Origin of the sequence: Streptomyces sp. NBC_00443, from assembly GCF_036014175.1 — a bacterium.
In the GTDB taxonomy this organism is placed as follows: Bacteria; Actinomycetota; Actinomycetes; order Streptomycetales; family Streptomycetaceae; genus Streptomyces.
The window spans coordinates 8282765-8300232 of sequence record NZ_CP107917.1 but is presented as its reverse complement, the minus strand read 5'-3'; the positions used below and the strand labels follow the sequence as shown (position 1 = coordinate 8300232).

Genomic DNA, 17468 nt, shown 5'->3' with positions numbered 1-17468 from the left:
TGCACCCTCCCCGAACAGGGGAGCCCAAGAAGCCAGTAACATGCGTCGCCATGAGCTCCCCCACTGGGCCCGCGTCCGGCCTGCCAGTACGAATGCCGCGACCTCGTCAGCCCGGGCGGCACCGCCGACCCGAGCCCGTGGCGGCTCCCGAGGGCGCACCCGCGCTCGTCCTCGCGGTGCCGGGCACGCCTAGCGCCGCGACCCGCGGTCTCGCCGATGAGGTCGTGAGCATCGCCCGCTCCGAGCTCCCCGGCCTCGACGCCCGGATCGGGTACGTCGACGGCGATGACGTGGAGTTCCCCACTGTCCAGTCGGTGCTCGTGCACGCCGCCGAGGAGCGCGCCGCCCGTTATGAGCAGGCGATCGCCGCAGGGGTGCAGGCCAAGGAGCCGGAGGGCCCCGTCGCCGTCGTCGTGCCGCTGCTCGCCGGCCCGGACAGCGCGCTGCTGCGCGTCATCCGTCAGGCCGTGATGGACAGCCGCGTCGCGGCCGACCTGACCGATGTGCTGGGCCCGCACCCGCTGCTCGCCGAGGCGCTGCACGTGCGCCTGTCCGAGGCCGGTCTGGCCCGCGCCGACCGTGCCCGCCTGTTCACCGTGGCCACGGCCGCGGACGGCATCGTCCTGGCCTCCGTCGGCGGCGAGGAGGCCGTGCAGGCGGCCGGGATCACCGGCATGCTGCTCGCCGCGCGCCTGGCCGTGCCGGTGATGGCGGCGGCCCTGGACCAGGACGGCTCGATCTCGGCGGTCGCCGAGCAGCTGCGCAACTCGGGCTCCCAGCAGCTGGCGCTGGCGCCGTACCTGATAGGGCCGGAGATCGACCCGAGCGTGGTCGCGGAGGCCGCTCATGAGGCGGGCTGCTCCGCCGCCGAGGCGCTCGGCCCGTACCCGGCGATCGGCAAGCTCGCCCTGTCGAAGTACACGACGGCGCTGGGCATCGCCCCGCAGCAGGCGCAGGGCACGCCGGCCCGCTGACGCACCGGATGTGCACGTGACCGCACGTCTGGCGTGCGCGTCGCGGTCGTAACGCCGAAGGGCCCGCTCCACATCCGGAGCGGGCCCTTCGGCGTGCGGTCACGCCCTGCTGACGTCCGGGCCGATGACCACGCAGGACGCCGCCGGCACCTCGATCGAGCCCTCGTAGCGCGGGAGCCCTCTGTCGGGGTCCAGGGCGAACCAGGTGACGTCACCGGAGCGCTCGTTCGCGACGTACAGGAACCCGTCCGCCTCGGTGAGCGCGCGAGGCCAGTGGCCGGCGCAGATCACCGTCCCGACGAGCCGCAGTTCCTCACCCTCGACGGCGAACGTCGACAGCACGTCCTCGCCGCGGGTCGCGGTCCATACGAAGCGGCCGTCGGGCGAGGCGACGATGCCGGACGGATAGGCGTCGCCGGCCGGGCCGCCCGGCAGGACCGGCGTCTCCGTCAGCGGCTTGAGCGTGCCGTCGTCGGCGTCCCAGTGGCAGACGGTGACGGTGGGGGTGAGTTCGTTGACGACGTACGCGTACGGGCCATGCGGGTGGAACGCCAGGTGGCGAGGGCCCGAGCCCGGCCGCAGGGCGATCTCCCGGTGCACGTCGAGTGCGCCGCCGGCCAGCGTGCACACCCGCACAGAGTCGGTGCCGAGGTCCACGCTGAGGGCCCAGCGGCCGCTCGGGTCGGGCTGCACATGATGGGCGTGCGGGCCCTGCTGGCGTGGCGTGTGCGGGCCCGAGCCGGTGTGCTGGAGGACGGCGGACGGGGCGCCCGCGAGGGTGCCGTCGACGCGGACGGGCACGGCGGTGACGCTGCCGGAGCCGTAGTTGGCGGTCAGGACGTGGCCGGCGAAGAGACTGAGGTGGGTGGGTCCGCCGGCGCCGACCGGGACCGGTGGTCCGATGAGTTCCGGCTTGTCCCCGGTCACGCGGTACGCGGCCACCGCGCCCTCCGCGGTCTCGCTGACCGCGTAGAGCGTGTCGCCGCCGGGCGACAGGGCCAGGTACGCGGGGTCGGGCACGTCGTCCGCGCCTCCCAGGACGGTCAACGCGCCGCTGCCCGCGGCCACGGACGCCGTCACGATCCCGGGGCCCCCGGCTGCCGTGAACGACCCGATGTAGGCTCGCCGTGCCCGCCTGTCACCATCTGCCACCGCTGTCCCCTTCCGGTCGGGTGCCGTCCGGGCTGACGGTAGCAGCGGATCATCATCGGTCTAGACCAAGAGCCGTTCAAAATGTCGGCGCGTACGGTCGTCGCCCACCCCTGACCCGGGGCTCTGGCCTTGGGGTGATGCAGGTAGCCGGGTTGCCGCTGCACCGACTCGTAGGTCTGGTGGCAGACGGGCGTGGCGCTGCTGGGGGCACACGCGTGGGCACACTCCGGGAAGCGCACCCGCGGGCCGCTCCCGCACGGCTCGCGGGTTCCCGGCGTTCTCACGCTCCGACGAGTCGCGACCCGGACGGCGTGCGCAGGGGCTGGGACAGTTCGGCCAGGGCCCGTTCCAGGCCGTGCAGATGAGTCAGTGCGGGATCCGGCCCCGTCGGGTGCGTGTGAGGAGCGTCGACATCCGCACCGCCGGTCAGCGCCTCGACCGCGGCCTCGACGCGCCAGCACGCCGCGGCCAAGCGGGCGTCGTGCGAGGCTTCGGGGTCGGCGGCGACGGCGGCCAGACCGCGGATCTCCCGGGCACAGTCGTCGAGCAGGGCCAGGACGTGGCGTGCACGCCGCTTGCGGGCCGACATCGGGTTCAGCGGATGCACCAGCGGGGCGAGTGCCAGACGTACCCGGCCGAGCAACTGCTCCAGCTCGGCGAGCCGCGAGGCCGGGTCGGCGGTCTCGTCCCCGGCCAGGCGCGCGGCGGCCTCGGCGGTGGCGGCGTGGACGCAGCGCAGGGCGCGCTGGATCCAGGCGTCGTTGACGGCATGCGTGGTCACGGGCAGCACGAACAGCACGGCCAGCACGGCGCCGAGCGCCCCGACGCCGGTCTCGGCGAGCCGCAGCGCCAGCAGGGCGGGATGGAGGACGCCCAGCAGGCCGTAGAGGAGCTCGGCCAGCACCGTGACGCAGAGCATCATCCAGGTGTAGGAGACAGCGGCCGTGTAGAAGATGCCGAAGACGCAGACGGCGAGCAGCGCGGCCGTCGGGATCGTCTCGCCGTGCAGCGGGACGGCGACGAGCAGGCCCAGGCCGATACCGATCACCGTGCCGAGGACCCGGCGGAAGCCGCGGACCAGGGTCTCGCCGCGCGAGGTGGTGTTGACGAAGATCCACCAGGTGGCGCCGACGGCCCAGTACCAACGGTGCCCGGACACCAGCTGGCCCACGACGAGCGCGAAGCCCGCGCCTGCGGTGGCCTGGATCGCCTGCCGTGTGGTCACGCGGGCCAGTCCGGTGCCGCCCGGCGGTGCCGGTACCGGCGCCGGGGGCAGACGGCGTTCGTAGCACCACAGCCCGAAGCGCACCGCGGACGCGGCGAGCAGGGACAGCAGTACGGCGGCGTAGAGCTCGGGCAGCCGGCCCGGGGTGGCCTGCAGGAACTGCGCCACGAAGAAGGTCATGAACGCGAACACACCGAGGCTGTGCCCGCGCGGCCCCCAGCGGCGCGCGTACACGCCCGCGCCGACGATGGCGAGGAAGGTGAAGTCGCGGGCGACCGGCTGGTCGTGCAGCTCGGCCGCCGCCGCGAGGACGGGCAGGCCGACGAGCGGCAGCAGAGCGGTGGTGACCGCCTGTCCGCGGACGGTGGCGTCGGTGACGGTGAACAGCGCGAGCAGCGCGGTGAGCCCGCCGGTGACGGCACCGACGAGGGAGTGTCCGGCCAGGCCGCAGACGACGACCGCGAGCCCGATGCCCAGCACGGCCCGCACGGCGAAGCGCAGCCGCGCCCGCCCCGGGTCCGGCGCCGCGAACACCCTCTTCAGCACTACGTCCCGCCCCTTTTCTCCGGTTTACTCCGGCATGAAAAAGGCGCCGCGGGATCCGCAGCGCCATCGACGGGTCCATTGCAGCATCCAGGAGCAGCCTGGCTCAAGCGGCGCCTGGAATACTGAGCCATTGGCACAGACATAACGATCCCCGTACGTCCATCGACGAGCCAACGGACCATGACGATCCACGGCGGTCCACGACAGTCCATGACAGTCCATGGCGGTCCGTGGCGGACGCGGACACGGGGCGAAGGAGGCCGGACGGCATGGCCGTGGACGAGCTCGACACCCGCATCCTGCGGCTGCTGCTGGAGCAGCCCCGCACCAGCGTGCGCGAGTACGCCCGCATTCTCGGTGTCGCGCGGGGCACGCTGCAGGCCCGCCTCGACCGGCTGGAGCGGGACGGAGTGATCACCGGCACGGGGCCGGCACTCTCGGCCGCCGCGCTCGGGCATCCCGTGCTGGCGTTCGTGCACATCGAGGTTACCCAGGGCCACCTCGACGACGTGGGCGACGAGCTCGCCGCCGTGCCGGAGATCGTCGAGGCGTTCTCGATCACGGGTGGGGGCGATCTGCTGACCCGGGTGGTGGCTCGCGACAACGCCCACCTGGAGGACGTGATCCAGAAGCTGATCAGCCTGCCCGGCGTGGTCCGCACCCGCAGCGAGGTCGCCCTGCGCGAGCGTGTCCCGCACCGGTTGCTGCCCCTGGTGGAGTCGATCGGGCGGGCGGCGGCCCGGAAATGACCTTTGACATCCTGGGGCCATGAGCGGTCTCGGCAGCACTTCGGTCATCTTCGATCTCGACGGAACACTCGTGGACAGCGAGCCCAACTACTACGAGGCGGGACGCCAGGTCCTCGCCGAGCACGGGGTTCCCGACTTCACCTGGTCGGATCACGAGCGGTACGTCGGCATCAGCACGCTGGAGACGGTGACGCTCTGGAAGCGGGAGTACGGCCTTCGGGCGTCCGTCGACGAACTGCTCGCCGCCAAGAACCGCCGCTACCTGGATCTCGCCCGCACATCCACGCGCGCCTACCCCGAGATGCGCAAGTTCGTGGAGCTCCTCGCGACCGAGGGCGTCCCCCTGGCCGTCGCCTCGGGTTCGTCCCTGAAGGCCATCACGGCGATCCTGTCCGGCACGGGCCTGGACGCCCATCTGCACACCGTCGTCTCCGCCGACGAGGTCGACCACGGCAAGCCCGCCCCCGACGTCTTCCTGGAGGCGGCCCGCCGGCTCGGCGCGGCACCGGCCGACTGCGTGGTCGTCGAGGACGCGGTCCCGGGCGCCGCAGCCGCACACGCGGCCGGCATGCGCTGCATCGCCGTCCCATACGTGGCCGGCCAGGCGGACGCCCCGGAGTTCGCGACGGCCGGTCTGCTGCTGCGGGGCGGGCAGGAGGAGTTCACGGCGCGGACCGCGTACGACTGGCTGCGCCGGACGAGGTAGGGCCCTGCCGGTCGACGAGCCGAACGGCCGGAACGGCGACCGGAATTAAGTCGCTCCAGACCCGTTGACCCTCGCCCGCCTCCTACCTATCGTCTGGTCGACTGTTCGTACGCTGTTCGCAGTACCGAACATGCCTGAACGCCCGTCGTCGCCACCCCCTCGTGGAGGAGCACACATGGCCCCGCCCCTCTCCAGACGATCCCTTCTCCAGGCCGCCGCCCTCGCCGCGGCGGTTCCCGCGATCAGCCACTCGGCAACCGGCCGGGCTTCGGCCGCTTCGGCCGCCTCGGCCGCAGTTCAGGAGGCGCAGTCCGTGGCCGTCACCCCTTCCGCCTGGACCGTCCAGCCCTTCGCCCTCGACGACGTGGCCCTCAGGCCCGGACTCTTCGCCGACAAGCGGCAGTTGATGCTGGACCACGCCCGCGGCTACGACGTGAACCGGCTGCTGCAGGTCTTCCGTGCCAACGCCGGCCTCTCCACCGGCGGTGCGGTGGCACCTGGGGGCTGGGAGGGGCTCGACGGCGAGGCGAACGGCAATCTGCGCGGGCACTACACCGGGCACTTCCTGACCATGCTGTCGCAGGCCTTTGCCAGCACCGGCGAGCAGGTGTTCGTCGAGAAGATCCGCACCATGGTCGGGGCACTGACCGAGGTGCGCGCGGCGTTGCGCAAGGATCCCGCAGTGCTGAGCGTGAGCGGGAGGTTCGGCACCGCCGCAGAGCACGTCCGCGGCTCCTCCCAGTACGTCGATCTGCCCGCCGCCGTCCTCGGCGGTGCCTCCGCGATCACCCTGTCCGCCTGGGTGAAGCCCACCCACGACGCAAACTGGACGCGGGTCTTCGACTTCGGGAACGACAACACCCGGTACCTGTACCTGGCCGCCCGCAATGCCGCAGGTGTGCCGAGGTTCGCCATCACGGCCAACGGACCTGGCGGCGAGCAGGGCCTCGACGGCACCGCCGCGCTGCCCCTCAACCAGTGGAACCACCTCGCGGTCTCGATCGCGGGCGGCACCGGGACGCTGTACGTGAACGGCACCGCCGTGGCCCGCAACACGGCGATGTCCCTCACCCCGGCCGCCCTCGGCTCCCTCAGCAACAACTGGCTGGGCCGCTCCAACTTCGCCGCCGACCCCGTCTTCGCGGGCGCCTACGACGAGTTCAACGTCTGGTCGCGCGCTCTCACCGCCGCCGAGATCACGCAGTTGCAGAGCAGCCGGGCCGCCGACGCCTCCGCCGGCCGCGGCAACCTGGCCTCGTACGCCTTCGACGAGACCGCCGGCGGGACGTTCGCCGATGCCTCCGGCCGCGGCCTCACCGCCACCCTGCGCCGCACCTGGGGCGGGCCCAGCCACCCCGGGTTCCTGGCGGCGTACCCGGAGACGCAGTTCATCGACCTGGAGTCGAGGACCAGCAGCGACTACACCAAGGTGTGGGCGCCGTACTACACCGCGCACAAGATCCTCAGGGGTGTGCTGGACGCCTACCTGACCACGGACGACGCGCGGGCCCTCGATCTCGCGTCCGGCATGTGCGACTGGATGTACTCCCGGCTGTCCAAGCTGCCCGAGGCCACGCTGCAGCGTATGTGGGGGCTGTTCTCCAGCGGCGAGTTCGGCGGCATCGTGGAGGTGATCTGCGACCTGCACGCGATCACCGGAAAGGCCGAACACCTGGCGCTGGCCCAGTTGTTCGACCTCGACCGGCTCATCGACAACTCCGCCGCGAACACCGACATCCTCGACGGGCTGCACGCCAACCAGCACATACCGATCTTCACCGGGTACCTGCGGCTGTACGACGCCACAAGCGAGGCGCGCTATCTCGACGCGGCCCGCAACTTCTGGGGCATGGTCGTGCCCCACCGCATGTACGGCATCGGCGGCACCAGCACCGCCGAGTTCTGGAAGGCCCGCGACGTGATCGCGGGCACGATCAGCGGCACGACCGCCGAGACATGCTGTGCGTACAACATGCTGAAGCTGAGCCGGACGCTGTTCTTCCACGAGCAGCAGCCGAAGTACATGGACTACTACGAGCGGGCGCTCTACAACCAGGTCCTCGGCTCCAAGCAGGACAAGGCGGACGCCGAGAAACCGCTGGTCACGTACTTCATCGGGCTGACGCCGGGTCATGTGCGGGACTACACGCCCAAGCAGGGCACGACCTGCTGCGAGGGCACCGGCATGGAGAGCGCCACCAGGTACCAGGACTCGGTGTACTTCAAGGCCGCCGACGGCAGCGCGCTGTACGTCAACCTCTACAGCCCGTCGCAACTGACATGGACCGAAAAGGGCGTGACGGTCACTCAGGCAACCACGTTCCCGCGGGAGCAGGGCACCACTCTCACCATCGGCGGCGGCAGAGCCGCCTTCGCGCTGCGGCTGAGGGTGCCGTCATGGGCCACCGCCGGCTTCCGGGTCACGGTCAACGGCACAGCGGTGAGCGGCACTCCGACGCCGGGGAGCTACTTCACCGTGTCGCGGACGTGGCGCGGCGGCGACACCGTGCGGATCTCGATGCCCTTCAGGCTGCGGGTGGAGAAGGCGATCGACGACCCTTCGCTCCAGACGCTGTTCTACGGCCCCGTCAATCTCGTCGGCCGCAACTCCTCCACGGTCCACCTGCAGTTGGGCCTGTACCGCAACGCCGGCCTGTCGGGCGACCTGCTGTCGTCGCTCACGCCCGTGTCCGGAAAGCCGCTCCACCACACCCTCGCCGGAACCGAGTTCGCCCCGTTCTTCGAGGGCACGGAGGACCCGACCCACGCCTACTTCCGGCGCTCGGAACTCCGGGTGATCTTCGGCAACTCCGACTCCGGCGTCGCCAACCCCGCGAAGCCCGACGGCACCACGCTGCTGGACGAGATCTGGGCCGGGGCTCCCTTCGGCAGCAAGGGTGCGCTGGTCGCGCGCGTGCGGTCCACCGTGAACGCCTGGGTCACCGCCGGTCTGCTGAGCCAGGCCGACGGGCAGACGGTCGTCCGTACGGCGGAGCAGGCCACCTACGCTCCCTGACCCGGCGACCTGATCCCCGCGCCGAGCGCTCGACTCGCGGCGCGGGGATGCTGGAATCATGACGATCGACGTGTCGGCGGAGCGGGTGATCCCCTTCCCTCCCGAGCAGGTTGCCGCGTATGCCATGGACTGGCGCCACGACACCGACTGGACCCAGGGCATCCGCCGGGCGGAGCTGACCCGCGAGGCCGACGAGGGCGGCTTCGGGGTCGGCGCCGAGGTCAAGCGGACAGCGCACTTCCTGGGTCGGCACATCGACTACGTGCTGCGCGTGGCGTCGTACGACTTCCCGCGACTGCTCGACATGGTGGCCGTGGCCGGCCCGGTGCCGATGAACGTCACCTATGCCTTCGATCGGCACGCGGACGGTACCCTCGCGTGCATCCGCGTCCGGGGTGGCCCTGGCGGCGTCTACCGGCCGGCGGCCCCGATCATGGCCCGCCATGTCCGCCACAACATCGGCAAGGACCTGCGCGACCTGGAACGCAGGCTCACGGAACGCACCGGGTAGCCGACAGCCGGACTCTTCGGCCGTCCGCTACGACCTGCGGCGAGGCTTGCCGCGTCGAGGGCTCTTGGCGCCCTTCGTGCCCTTGGCTCCGCCGGAGCCCGAGCCAGAACCGGAGCGGTTACTCCGGCCCCCGGCTCCGGACTGCCGCCGAGGGGCCCCGGCGGCTTCGGGGCGCTTGCGCTTCGGCTGTTCTGTCGCGGCCGGGGCCTGGGCCGTCGTGCGGCCCCGGGTGCTGTTGACCGTGCGGCCGCGGACGACGCCGATGAAGTCCTCGACCAGGTCGGTGGTCGCGTCCTCCGGCCAGGACAGCGCGACGCTCGACTGGGGGGCGTCGGCCAGCGGCCGGTAAGTGAGGTCCTTGCGGTGGTGGAGCCGGGCCAGCGACTGGGGCACGACGAGCAGGCCGACGCCCGCCGCGACCAGCTCGACGGCGTCCGCGGTGGTGGCGGGGCGCTCGACGGCGGGCTGACCCGGCGGCCGCTCCCAGTCGAGGACGTCGTCGAGTGGGTGGAAGACGACCTCGTCGGCCAGGTCCTCGGCCGTCACCTCGTCGACCGCCGAGACGACGTGGTCCTTGGGGACGACGACGACCGTGGTCTCGGTGTAGAGGGGGATCGCGCTGAGGACCGTACGGTCGACCGGAAGCCGGACGAAACCGGCGTCGGCGCCGCCGTCCCGGAGCACGTCGGCGGCCTCGGCGGCGGTCACCGAGTGGAGGGTGAGGGGTACGTCGGGGAAGCGCTCGTTCCAGGTCCGCACCCACTTGGCGGGGGTCACGCCCGGGACGTAGGCGAGCCGGAACGACGGGGTTACTTCCGAGCCTGTCACCAGGCCAGGCTACCGGCCGTGGTCAGCGGCGGTTCACCCAGTCGATACCCTTGGGACCATGACGTCGCACCAAAGCCCCCAGACCATGAAGCCCGCGACCGCGGCCAAGAAGCTGGGTGTGTACCTCGAAGCCACCCCCGCCGACTTCCGGGAGGGTGTGGTCACGCGCGCCGAGCTGAACCAGCTCCAGACGGACCCGCCCGCGTGGCTGCAGGAGCTGCGGGCGAACGGGCCGCACCCCCGTCCGGTCGTCGCGCAGAAGCTGGGCGTCTCCATCGCGGGGCTGGCCCGCGGCGGCGTCACGGAGGCCCTCACGACCGAGCAGATCGAGGCCCTGAAGCAGGAGCAGCCCGAGTGGCTGGTCAAGGAGCGCTCGACCCAGGCCGACGTCCGCAAGGAGGCGGCCCGCCTGAAGCAGCGGGACGCGGAGCGGGCGGCGGAGCAGTCCTGACCCCTCTGGTGCCGGTGCCTCCCAGTCGCTGCCGCCTCGCCATCGCCATCACCGCTGCTGTCGTCGCCGTCGCCGTCGCCGTCGCCGGGTGAGGCGAGCCGCCCCGCGCACGCGTGCAGCCCGCCTCAGGCCGGTCGGAATCAGTCCGCTGCCGGCCGTTCCGGCAGCGCCTCCAGGAACGTGGCCGATGGGACGAAGAAGAGGGTCCCGGTGACCGCCTCCGAGTAGTCGAGGATCGGGTCGGGGCCGGATTCCGGGCCGCCGAGGTACATCTTCCGCAGCATGGTCTCCGGTATCTCGGGGGTACGCGCGTAGGCGACGAAGTACGTGCCGAACTCTCCGTGCCCCGGCCTGCCGAACGGCATCGCGCCCCGCAGTATCTCCAGCTCCGCCCCGTCCGGGCCGGTGATCGTGTTCACGTCCTTGTGGGAGCCGGGCATGTCGAGTTCGATGTTGGTCAGCTTGGAGCGGCCTATCACCTTCTCCTGGGCCTCGACCGCGAGGGCCTCCCAGGCGTCGATGTCGTGCACGTACTTCTGGACCATCGCGTAGCTTCCGCCGTGGAACGCGGGGTCCTCGTCACCGACGACCGCCGCGTCGGCCGCCGCCTGGCCGACGGGGTTCTCCGTGCCGTCGACGAAGCCGAGCAGGTTGCGCGAGTCGAAGTAGGCGAAGGCCTGCACCTCGTCCTGGACGGTGACCGCGCCGCGCAGCCGCTTCATGATCTCGGCGGCCAGGGCGAAGCACACATCGGTGCGGGCGGCCCGGATGTGGAAGAGCAGGTCACCGGGGGTCGACACGGCGCGGTGCCGCGTCCCCTCCAACTCCCTGAAGGGATGCAGTTCCTGGGGACGCGGGTCCCCGAACAGCCGGTCCCACGCCGAGGATCCCACTCCGGTGGCGCAGCACAGGCCGCTGTCGGGACTCGGGAACCCGACGGCGCGTATGAGCCCCGCGAGACCGGCGAGCAGATCGTGCACGGCGGGTTCGCCGCCCGGCTCGATCGTCACCACCAGGAAGACGGCGACGGGCGCCGGCGGACTGAGTACCGGTTGTGGCTGTGCATCGACCGACCGCATCGGCGACGACGGCATGTTTCCCCTCTCTCACCCTCAAACCCCGCCAACTAACGATGCCCGGCCGAACCGGGAACGATACCCGCCAAATTTCCGCACTCCCGGCGCGTAGGAGGGGTGTGGATGCCCGTCTCGGAGCCGGAAACCCGAGTGCGCCCGCTCGCCCTGCTCTGGGACGATCCTGGGATGGTCCACCGTCTCGAACCCCTGGTCATCCGGCACGTCCACCGTCTCCCCTCCCCCGCGGGTCCCGCTGGCGAAGGCGCGGTCGCGGCACGGCAGTTCGACGCTGCGCTCATGTTGGTTGGCTTCAAGCTGTCGGCGGAGCTGCTGGCACGGCTGTCGGAGCTGTCCGAGGGCACGGTCGTCGACACGGCCGTGCGGACGCTGGGCACGGTCCGCGAGATGGTCGGCGACCATGTGCGGCACAACGTGTACTTCGTCGACTTCCCGGCCAACGTGCCGGACACGTACGACTTCTGGATGCGCTGCGTCGCCGAAGCGCTGGCCGACGACGCCGCACGCCCGAGCGTTCTGGAGCAGCTGAGCGAGGGGCTCGTCAACCTCCTCACCCTGCCCTCGTACGGCCGCTACCCGCACACCTACGCGGAGATGCTCGGCCACCACGAGGAACTGATCGCCGCGGCGGGCGACCGTGTGACGGTGCTGCACCTCGGCGACGAGGCGGATGCCGAAGTCGCTGCCCTGTACCTGGCGTTGGCGGGCAGCAGCACTCCGCTGGGCGAGGAGGACCTGCGCGATCTGCGCGTTCTCGCCGGGCACTGCGTGGACGCGCCGCAGCCCGAGACGATCCCCGTGCGGGAGAACCGTGCCGTCGTGAACGAGGCCCGGTTGAAGGCCGGCGCGGAGCTGCTGCTGGACACGGTCACCGATGTGCTGCGGCTGGCCTGCGCCCTGTCGGGCGGAGACGTGACGCTGCAGGCGCCGACCCGGTTCCGGGCGCTGTCCCGCCCGGTGCGCCGCGCGCTGCTCGCGGGCCTGGACACGGTCGTCGCCGCGTCCCCCGCCAAGCTGGCCGACGTGCATGCCCACCGCGAGGCGTGGAAGCGGCTCGGCGAGCGGCTGCACCCGCACGAGTACCCGCGGTGGCCGCACGCCGCCGACGTGTTCGCGGTCGCCCGCCGCGAGAAGGAGGCTCGCTCCTTCGACAGCCGGGTCGAGGAGCTGCTCGGCATGAACGACATCACGGGCGCGGCGAAGCTGCTGAAGTCCGCGCCGGGCAAGCTGTTCCGTTCCCTGGACCGGCTGCTGCGGCTGGCCCTCGACCAGGACGAGCGCCTCGCGGTGGCGGCCGCGGCCGAGGAGGTCGTGGGCGAGGTGTCCGGCCGGGTGGTGCTGTCGGTGCGTGAGCACCTCGCCAACCGTGCGCAGGACACCGGTGAGCGCCGGGTGTTCGTGAACCGGCTGGGCCGCGCCTGGGTCGCCGAGGACGACCGTCCACCCGTGTTGCCGCCCGAGCGTGAGCGCCTGATCGCCGTACTGGACAGCGAGATACGGCGGCGGCTGCCGGCCCCGGGCCATCTGCTGATCGACCCCGACGTCCTGGATGTCGCGCTGCCGCTCAGCGGCCGGGCGTCCGCGGCCGGGCTCGGCGTGCTGCCGCGTGGCTCGCTGTCTTTGGTGGACGGCGAGCTGCTGCGGTTCTTCGTGCACTGGAAGGAGGCCGGCCGGCGCACCGACTACGACCTCTCGGCGTTGATGCTGGACGCCGAATTCGCGACGGTCTGCTGGCTGGCGTACACCAACCTCAAGGATCTGGAGGGCGAGCACTCCGGTGACATCACCGAAGCGCCCGACGGAGCCTCGGAGTTCATCAATCTGCGTCTGGGTGCCGTGCGCGGCGACTTCATCGTGCCGCAGGTGAACATCTTCGCCGGGGAGGGATTCGAGGAGGCCGAGGAGTCGTTCTTCGGGTTCATGCTGCGTGAGGCCGAGCAGCGGGGCCGCCCGTTCGAGCCGCGTACCGTGCGCATGAAGTCGGAGCTGCGCGGGCCGGGCCGGGTCGCGCTGCCGCTGGCGTTCCTACGGGGGCCGGACGGGCGGTGGCGTGCCAAGTGGCTGCACCTGTACCTGAAGGGGACGCCGGCCGCCAACCAGGTCGAGGAGAACCGCGTGTCGGTCGCGACGCTGCTGCGGGGCATCGTGGAGCGCGAGCAGCTTACGGTGCGCTATCTGACGGGTCTGATGGACGCCACGACCACGACCCTGTGGGACGGCGCGAAGGTCCCCGACGGTCCGGTCACCTACATCGGTCTCCAGCGCCCCGACGGGCTGCACCCGGACTCCCGGATCGTGACCCCCGAAAATCTGCGCGACCTGATCCCCGCGTGACTGTTAGAGTCGGCCGTGGCGAGGCCATGAAGGGACTTCCTTCTCAACTCCTTCTTGAACTAGTCCTCTCGCTTTCCTCGCCACTCAACTCTTCCAGCCGGCTCAGCCGTTCATACCCGCTCAGCTCTTCCAGCCGTCAGCTGTCGTAGTCCACGGTCAGTGTCTCGGAGACCGGGTACGACTGGCAGGTCAGGACGTAGCCGGCGTCCACCTCGGCCGTCTCCAGGGCGAAGTTGCGGCGCATGTCCGCCTTGCCGTCGGTGACCAGCGCACGGCAGGTGCCGCAGACGCCCCCCTTGCAGGCGAACGGCAGGTCGGGGCGGGTCCGTTGGGCGCCGTCGAGGATGGACCGCTCCCTCGGCAGGGAGGCGCTGGTCGACCGGCCGTCGAGGGTGATCGTGACCTGGCTGACGGGCCCCTGCGGGCCGCTCTCCTCGTGGACCGCCTCCCGTACGGGCTCGTCGTCGGCGTAGAACAGCTCCTGATGCACCCGCTCCGTCGGGACCCCGAGGCCGGCCAGCACTCCCTGCGCATCCCGGACCATGCCGTGCGGCCCGCACAGCCACCAGTGATCGGCGGTTTCCACGTCGACCAGCGCGTCGATGAGCGTCGAGAGCCGTTCGGCGTCGATACGTCCCGACAGCACCTCGGCCTCGCGCGGCTCCCGGGACAGCACGTGGGCCAGCTGGAACCGGGCCGGGTAGAGGTCCTTCAGGTCCGCGAGCTCGTCGGCGAACATCACCGTGCCGGTGCGGCGGTTGCCGTAGAGGAGGGTGACCGTCGAGCGGTCGTCGGCGGCCAGGACGGACTCCGCGATGGACATCATGGGCGTGATGCCGGAGCCCGCCGCGATCAGCACATGATGGCCGTGCTTGGTGAGGTCGGGGGTGAATGCGCCGGTGGGGGCCATCACCTCGACGGTGTCGCCGGGGCGTACGTCGTTGACGAGCCAGGACGAGAACAGGCCGCCGGGCACGACCCGGACGCCGATGCGCGGAATCGACCCGAGCGGCGAGCAGATCGAGTACGACCGCCGCTCGTCCCGCCCCTCGATCGCGCGCCGCAGCGTCAGTGACTGCCCGGGCGCGAACGCGAACTCCTCGGCGAGCTCCGCCGGGATGTCGAACCCGACGGCGACCGCGTCCGCGCACAGGGGCGTCACGGCGGCGACGCGCAGGGCGTGGAAGGCCGGACGGCGGCGGGTGCGCGGGCGCACCGACGCAGCCGTCGGTTCTTCCCTCAGGCCTTCCATTCAGATCTCCTTGACGTACTCGAACGGCTCGCGGCAGGCGCGGCAGCGCCACAGCGCCTTGCAGGACGTGGCGGCGAAGCGGGAGGTCTCCTCGGTGTCCGCCGAGCCGCAGCGCGGACAGGTCACCGCGTGCCGGGTGGGTGACAGCACGAGCGCGACCGGGCCTGCGCCGCGTGGGGCGGGGCCGGGCGGCGCGATGCCGTGTTCGGTGAGTTTGCGACGGCCGGACGGGGTGATCCAGTCGCTGGTCCAGGGCGGGTCGAGGACCGTGCGGATCTCCACGCGCTCGTACCCTGCCTCGCGCAGGCGGGCCGCCACGTCCGCCCGCATCTCGGCCATCGCCGGACACCCCGAGTACGTCGGGGTCAGGCTCGCGACCACCGTGCCGTCCTCGGCCAGCTCGACGTCCCGCAGGACGCCCAGGTCGGCCAGCGTGAGCATGGGCAGCTCGGGGTCGGGCACCTGGTCGGCGATGTGCCGGGCGCGCCGGGCGTCGAGCAGGGTTGTCACCATGTCGCCTCCGGGTGGGCACGGGCGACGCCCTGCAACTCGGCGAGCAGCGGGGCTAGATGCTCGGTGTGCTCGCCGTCGCGGCCGGATCCCGGCAGCGGCCGGTACACCGGCATGGGCAGCCCGGCGACCTGGGTGACCTGGCGCAGGACGGTCACGACCTCGTCGCGGACGTCGTACGCCGTGAACAACTCGCCCAGGTAGGGGGCCACTTGCTCCTGGGCGCGGCGCATCCGGCGGTGCGACTCCTGCGTACCGTCCCCCAAGCGCACCGCCCACTCCGCGGCGTACTGCCGGTGGTAGGCCAGCTCCTTGACGCCCTTCGTGGCGATCGCCGACAGCACGGGGTCCGGGTGCGACGCCAGCCGCTCGAAGTGAGCGAGGCGCCAGCTGGCGAACACCAGCAGCCGGACGATCGAGAACGCGAAGTCGCCGTTGGGCAGTTCGGCCAGGCGTACGTTGCAAAAGTCGCCGGCGTCGCGGAAGTAGGCGTAGGCGTCCTCGTCGCGGCCGGTGCCGTCGGCCTGGCCGGCGCGCGAGTAGAGCAGGCGGGCCTGGCCGAGGAGGTCGAGGCCGATGTTGGCCAGCGCCACCTCCTCCTCCAGCTCGGGGGCGCGGGTGACCCACTCGCCCAGGCGCTGGGCCGCGACCAGGGCGTCGTCGGCCAACGCGACGCAGACGGCGGCGAGTTCCCCGGCGTCGACGCCCTCGGGCACGGTGGTGTCCACGCCGTGCAGCGGGTCCTCGAAGCCGGTTCCGTAAGCCCAGCGGGTGTCGTCGTCGTGTCCCTCGGCGAGGGTCATGTAGACGTGGTCGTCACTCATGCCCTCTCCTTCAGATGTGCGGGACGTCGTCGGGGATGTCGTAGAACGTCGGGTGGCGGTAGACCTTGTCGGCGCTGGGCTCGAAGAACGGGTCCTTCTCGTCGCGGGTCGAGGCGGTGATGTGCTCGGACCGCACCACCCAGATGCTGACGCCCTCGTTGCGCCGGGTGTACAGGTCGCGGGCGTGGGTGAGCGCCATCCGGTCGTCGGCGGCGTGCAGCGAGCCCACGTGGACGTGGTTCAGTCCTCGCTTGCCCCGTACGAACACCTCGTACAGCGGCCAGCCCTGCTTGTCGGCGCTCATGCCACCGCTCCCTTCTCCGCGCGGGCCGCTTGCTTGGCCGCGTGGGCGGTGGCCGCCTCGCGGACCCAGCCGCCCTCGTCGTGGGCGCTTCTGCGCCGCTCCACCCGCTGGTCGTTGCACGGCCCGTCGCCCTTGATGACCCGCATCAGCTCGTCCCAGTCGGGAGTGCCGAAGTCGTGGTGGCCGCGCTCGGCGTTCCAGCGCAGCTCCGGGTCCGGCAGGGTCACGCCGAGCTTCTCGGCCTGCGGGACGGTCATGTCGACGAAGCGCCGGCGCAGCTCGTCGTTGCTGTGCCGCTTGATCTTCCAGGCCATCGACTGCGCGGAGTTGGGCGACGCGTCGTCGGGCGGTCCGAACATCATCAGCGACGGCCACCACCAGCGGTTCACGGCGTCCTGCACCATCTCGCGCTGGGCTTCGGTACCGCGCATCATCGTCATCAGCAGCTCGTAGCCCTGCCGCTGGTGGAAGGACTCCTCCTTGCAGATCCGCACCATCGCACGCGCGTACGGCCCGTACGAACTGCGACACAGCGGCACCTGGTTGCAGATCGCCGCGCCGTCCACGAACCAGCCGATCACGCCGATGTCGGCGAAGCTCATGGTCGGGTAGTTGAAGATCGACGAGTACTTCTGACGGCCCTCGATGAGCCGGTCGGTCAGGTCCGCGCGGTCGGCGCCCAGGGTCTCCGCCGCCGAGTACAGGTACAGCCCGTGCCCGGCCTCGTCCTGCACCTTGGCGAAGAGGATCGCCTTGCGGCGCAGCGACGGGGCGCGGGTGATCCACTCGCCCTCCGGCTGCATGCCGATGATCTCCGAGTGGGCGTGCTGCGCGATCTGCCGGATCAGCGTCTTCCGGTAGCCGTCCGGCATCCAGTCGCGCGGCTCGATCCGCTGGTCGCGCGAGATCGTCGCATCGAAGTGCTCCTGGAGCGGCTCTTCGGGGGGCGCCTCGGCGGAGTGTGCAGTCGTCATCGATTCCCGCTTCCCAAC

Annotated in this window: 16 protein-coding genes; 7 read left to right on the top strand and 9 right to left on the bottom strand. The window is 71.5% G+C overall.

Annotated features, from left to right (window positions below):
- The first annotated feature begins 50 nt into the window (after positions 1-50).
- The gene (locus OHO27_RS37790; RefSeq protein ID WP_328429429.1) at positions 51-974 is read left to right on the top strand and encodes a sirohydrochlorin chelatase; all 924 of its coding nucleotides are present in this window, start codon (positions 51-53) and stop codon (positions 972-974) included.
- A 99-nt stretch (positions 975-1073) separates the two neighbouring features.
- Here the strand turns inward: OHO27_RS37790 and OHO27_RS37785 are convergent, their stop codons facing one another.
- Together OHO27_RS37785 and OHO27_RS37780 are read right to left on the bottom strand one after the other, a co-directional pair.
- Positions 1074-2126: a lactonase family protein gene (locus tag OHO27_RS37785; protein WP_328429428.1), complete on the bottom strand. Its 1053-nt coding sequence runs from the start codon at positions 2124-2126 to the stop codon at positions 1074-1076.
- 280 nt (positions 2127-2406) lie between these two features.
- Positions 2407-3897, bottom strand: coding sequence for an FUSC family protein (locus tag OHO27_RS37780; RefSeq protein ID WP_328429427.1), 1491 nt, complete (start codon positions 3895-3897; stop codon positions 2407-2409).
- Positions 3898-4166: 269 nt separating this feature from the next.
- Here OHO27_RS37780 and OHO27_RS37775 point away from each other — a divergent pair, with 269 nt between their 5' ends.
- From OHO27_RS37775 to OHO27_RS37760, 4 genes are all read left to right on the top strand, one after another.
- The gene (locus tag OHO27_RS37775) at positions 4167-4646 is read left to right on the top strand and encodes an Lrp/AsnC family transcriptional regulator (protein ID WP_328429426.1); all 480 of its coding nucleotides are present in this window, start codon (positions 4167-4169) and stop codon (positions 4644-4646) included.
- 19 nt (positions 4647-4665) lie between these two features.
- Positions 4666-5352, top strand: a complete 687-nt coding sequence (locus OHO27_RS37770; RefSeq protein ID WP_328429425.1) for an HAD family hydrolase — start codon at positions 4666-4668, stop codon at positions 5350-5352.
- A 175-nt stretch (positions 5353-5527) separates the two neighbouring features.
- On the top strand, positions 5528-8368 hold the full coding sequence (locus OHO27_RS37765; RefSeq protein ID WP_328429424.1) for a beta-L-arabinofuranosidase domain-containing protein: 2841 nt from the start codon (positions 5528-5530) through the stop codon (positions 8366-8368).
- A gap of 58 nt (positions 8369-8426) precedes the next feature.
- On the top strand, positions 8427-8879 hold the full coding sequence (locus OHO27_RS37760) for an SRPBCC family protein (RefSeq protein ID WP_328429423.1): 453 nt from the start codon (positions 8427-8429) through the stop codon (positions 8877-8879).
- A 27-nt stretch (positions 8880-8906) separates the two neighbouring features.
- On the opposite strand, the gene OHO27_RS37755 is transcribed toward OHO27_RS37760, so the two are convergent.
- A complete protein-coding gene (locus OHO27_RS37755; protein ID WP_328429422.1) occupies positions 8907-9707 on the bottom strand; it encodes a LysR substrate-binding domain-containing protein in 801 nt (266 codons plus the stop codon).
- Positions 9708-9765: 58 nt separating this feature from the next.
- Between OHO27_RS37755 and OHO27_RS37750 the strand changes: the two genes are divergently transcribed.
- Positions 9766-10158, top strand: coding sequence for a DUF5997 family protein (locus tag OHO27_RS37750; RefSeq protein ID WP_328429421.1), 393 nt, complete (start codon positions 9766-9768; stop codon positions 10156-10158).
- Between the two features lie 140 nt (positions 10159-10298).
- Here OHO27_RS37750 and OHO27_RS37745 read toward each other — a convergent pair whose 3' ends face one another.
- Complete coding sequence (locus OHO27_RS37745) at positions 10299-11252, bottom strand: Dyp-type peroxidase (RefSeq protein ID WP_443059661.1); 954 nt, start codon at positions 11250-11252, stop codon at positions 10299-10301.
- A gap of 168 nt (positions 11253-11420) precedes the next feature.
- Here OHO27_RS37745 and OHO27_RS37740 point away from each other — a divergent pair, with 168 nt between their 5' ends.
- Positions 11421-13586, top strand: coding sequence for a hypothetical protein (locus OHO27_RS37740; RefSeq protein ID WP_328430668.1), 2166 nt, complete (start codon positions 11421-11423; stop codon positions 13584-13586).
- Between the two features lie 136 nt (positions 13587-13722).
- Here OHO27_RS37740 and paaE read toward each other — a convergent pair whose 3' ends face one another.
- The 5 genes from paaE to paaA are packed head-to-tail and all read right to left on the bottom strand — an operon-like array spanning position 13723 to position 17450.
- Positions 13723-14838 carry a 1,2-phenylacetyl-CoA epoxidase subunit PaaE gene (gene paaE / locus OHO27_RS37735; RefSeq protein ID WP_328429419.1) on the bottom strand — a complete coding sequence of 372 codons (1116 nt, stop codon included), beginning with the start codon at positions 14836-14838 and terminating at the stop codon, positions 13723-13725.
- Entirely contained in the window at positions 14839-15351 is a 513-nt protein-coding gene (gene paaD, locus OHO27_RS37730) for a 1,2-phenylacetyl-CoA epoxidase subunit PaaD (protein ID WP_328429418.1), read from the bottom strand.
- Positions 15345-16172: a 1,2-phenylacetyl-CoA epoxidase subunit PaaC gene (gene paaC / locus OHO27_RS37725; protein WP_328429417.1), complete on the bottom strand. Its 828-nt coding sequence runs from the start codon at positions 16170-16172 to the stop codon at positions 15345-15347. Before paaC ends, paaD begins: the two co-directional genes overlap by 7 nt.
- A gap of 10 nt (positions 16173-16182) precedes the next feature.
- Complete coding sequence (gene paaB, locus OHO27_RS37720) at positions 16183-16476, bottom strand: 1,2-phenylacetyl-CoA epoxidase subunit PaaB (protein WP_328429416.1); 294 nt, start codon at positions 16474-16476, stop codon at positions 16183-16185.
- A complete protein-coding gene (paaA, locus tag OHO27_RS37715; protein ID WP_328429415.1) occupies positions 16473-17450 on the bottom strand; it encodes a 1,2-phenylacetyl-CoA epoxidase subunit PaaA in 978 nt (325 codons plus the stop codon). Before paaA ends, paaB begins: the two co-directional genes overlap by 4 nt.
- Between the last annotated feature and the right edge of the window lie 18 nt (positions 17451-17468).

Excerpts from the sequence above, each read along its gene's own strand:
- paaA (WP_328429415.1), bottom strand. The coding sequence starts at position 17,450 with ATGACGACTGCACACTCCGCCGAGGCGCCCCCCGAAGAGCCGCTCCAG.
- paaE (WP_328429419.1), bottom strand. The coding sequence starts at position 14,838 with ATGGAAGGCCTGAGGGAAGAACCGACGGCTGCGTCGGTGCGCCCGCGC.
- OHO27_RS37740 (WP_328430668.1), top strand. The coding sequence starts at position 11,421 with ATGGTCCACCGTCTCGAACCCCTGGTCATCCGGCACGTCCACCGTCTC.
- OHO27_RS37765 (WP_328429424.1), top strand. The coding sequence starts at position 5,528 with ATGGCCCCGCCCCTCTCCAGACGATCCCTTCTCCAGGCCGCCGCCCTC.
- paaC (WP_328429417.1), bottom strand. The coding sequence starts at position 16,172 with ATGAGTGACGACCACGTCTACATGACCCTCGCCGAGGGACACGACGAC.
- OHO27_RS37775 (WP_328429426.1), top strand. The coding sequence starts at position 4,167 with ATGGCCGTGGACGAGCTCGACACCCGCATCCTGCGGCTGCTGCTGGAG.
- OHO27_RS37750 (WP_328429421.1), top strand. The coding sequence starts at position 9,766 with ATGACGTCGCACCAAAGCCCCCAGACCATGAAGCCCGCGACCGCGGCC.
- OHO27_RS37790 (WP_328429429.1), top strand. The coding sequence starts at position 51 with ATGAGCTCCCCCACTGGGCCCGCGTCCGGCCTGCCAGTACGAATGCCG.
- paaB (WP_328429416.1), bottom strand. The coding sequence starts at position 16,476 with ATGAGCGCCGACAAGCAGGGCTGGCCGCTGTACGAGGTGTTCGTACGG.
- OHO27_RS37745 (WP_443059661.1), bottom strand. The coding sequence starts at position 11,252 with ATGCCGTCGTCGCCGATGCGGTCGGTCGATGCACAGCCACAACCGGTA.
- paaD (WP_328429418.1), bottom strand. The coding sequence starts at position 15,351 with ATGGTGACAACCCTGCTCGACGCCCGGCGCGCCCGGCACATCGCCGAC.
- OHO27_RS37760 (WP_328429423.1), top strand. The coding sequence starts at position 8,427 with ATGACGATCGACGTGTCGGCGGAGCGGGTGATCCCCTTCCCTCCCGAG.
- OHO27_RS37770 (WP_328429425.1), top strand. The coding sequence starts at position 4,666 with ATGAGCGGTCTCGGCAGCACTTCGGTCATCTTCGATCTCGACGGAACA.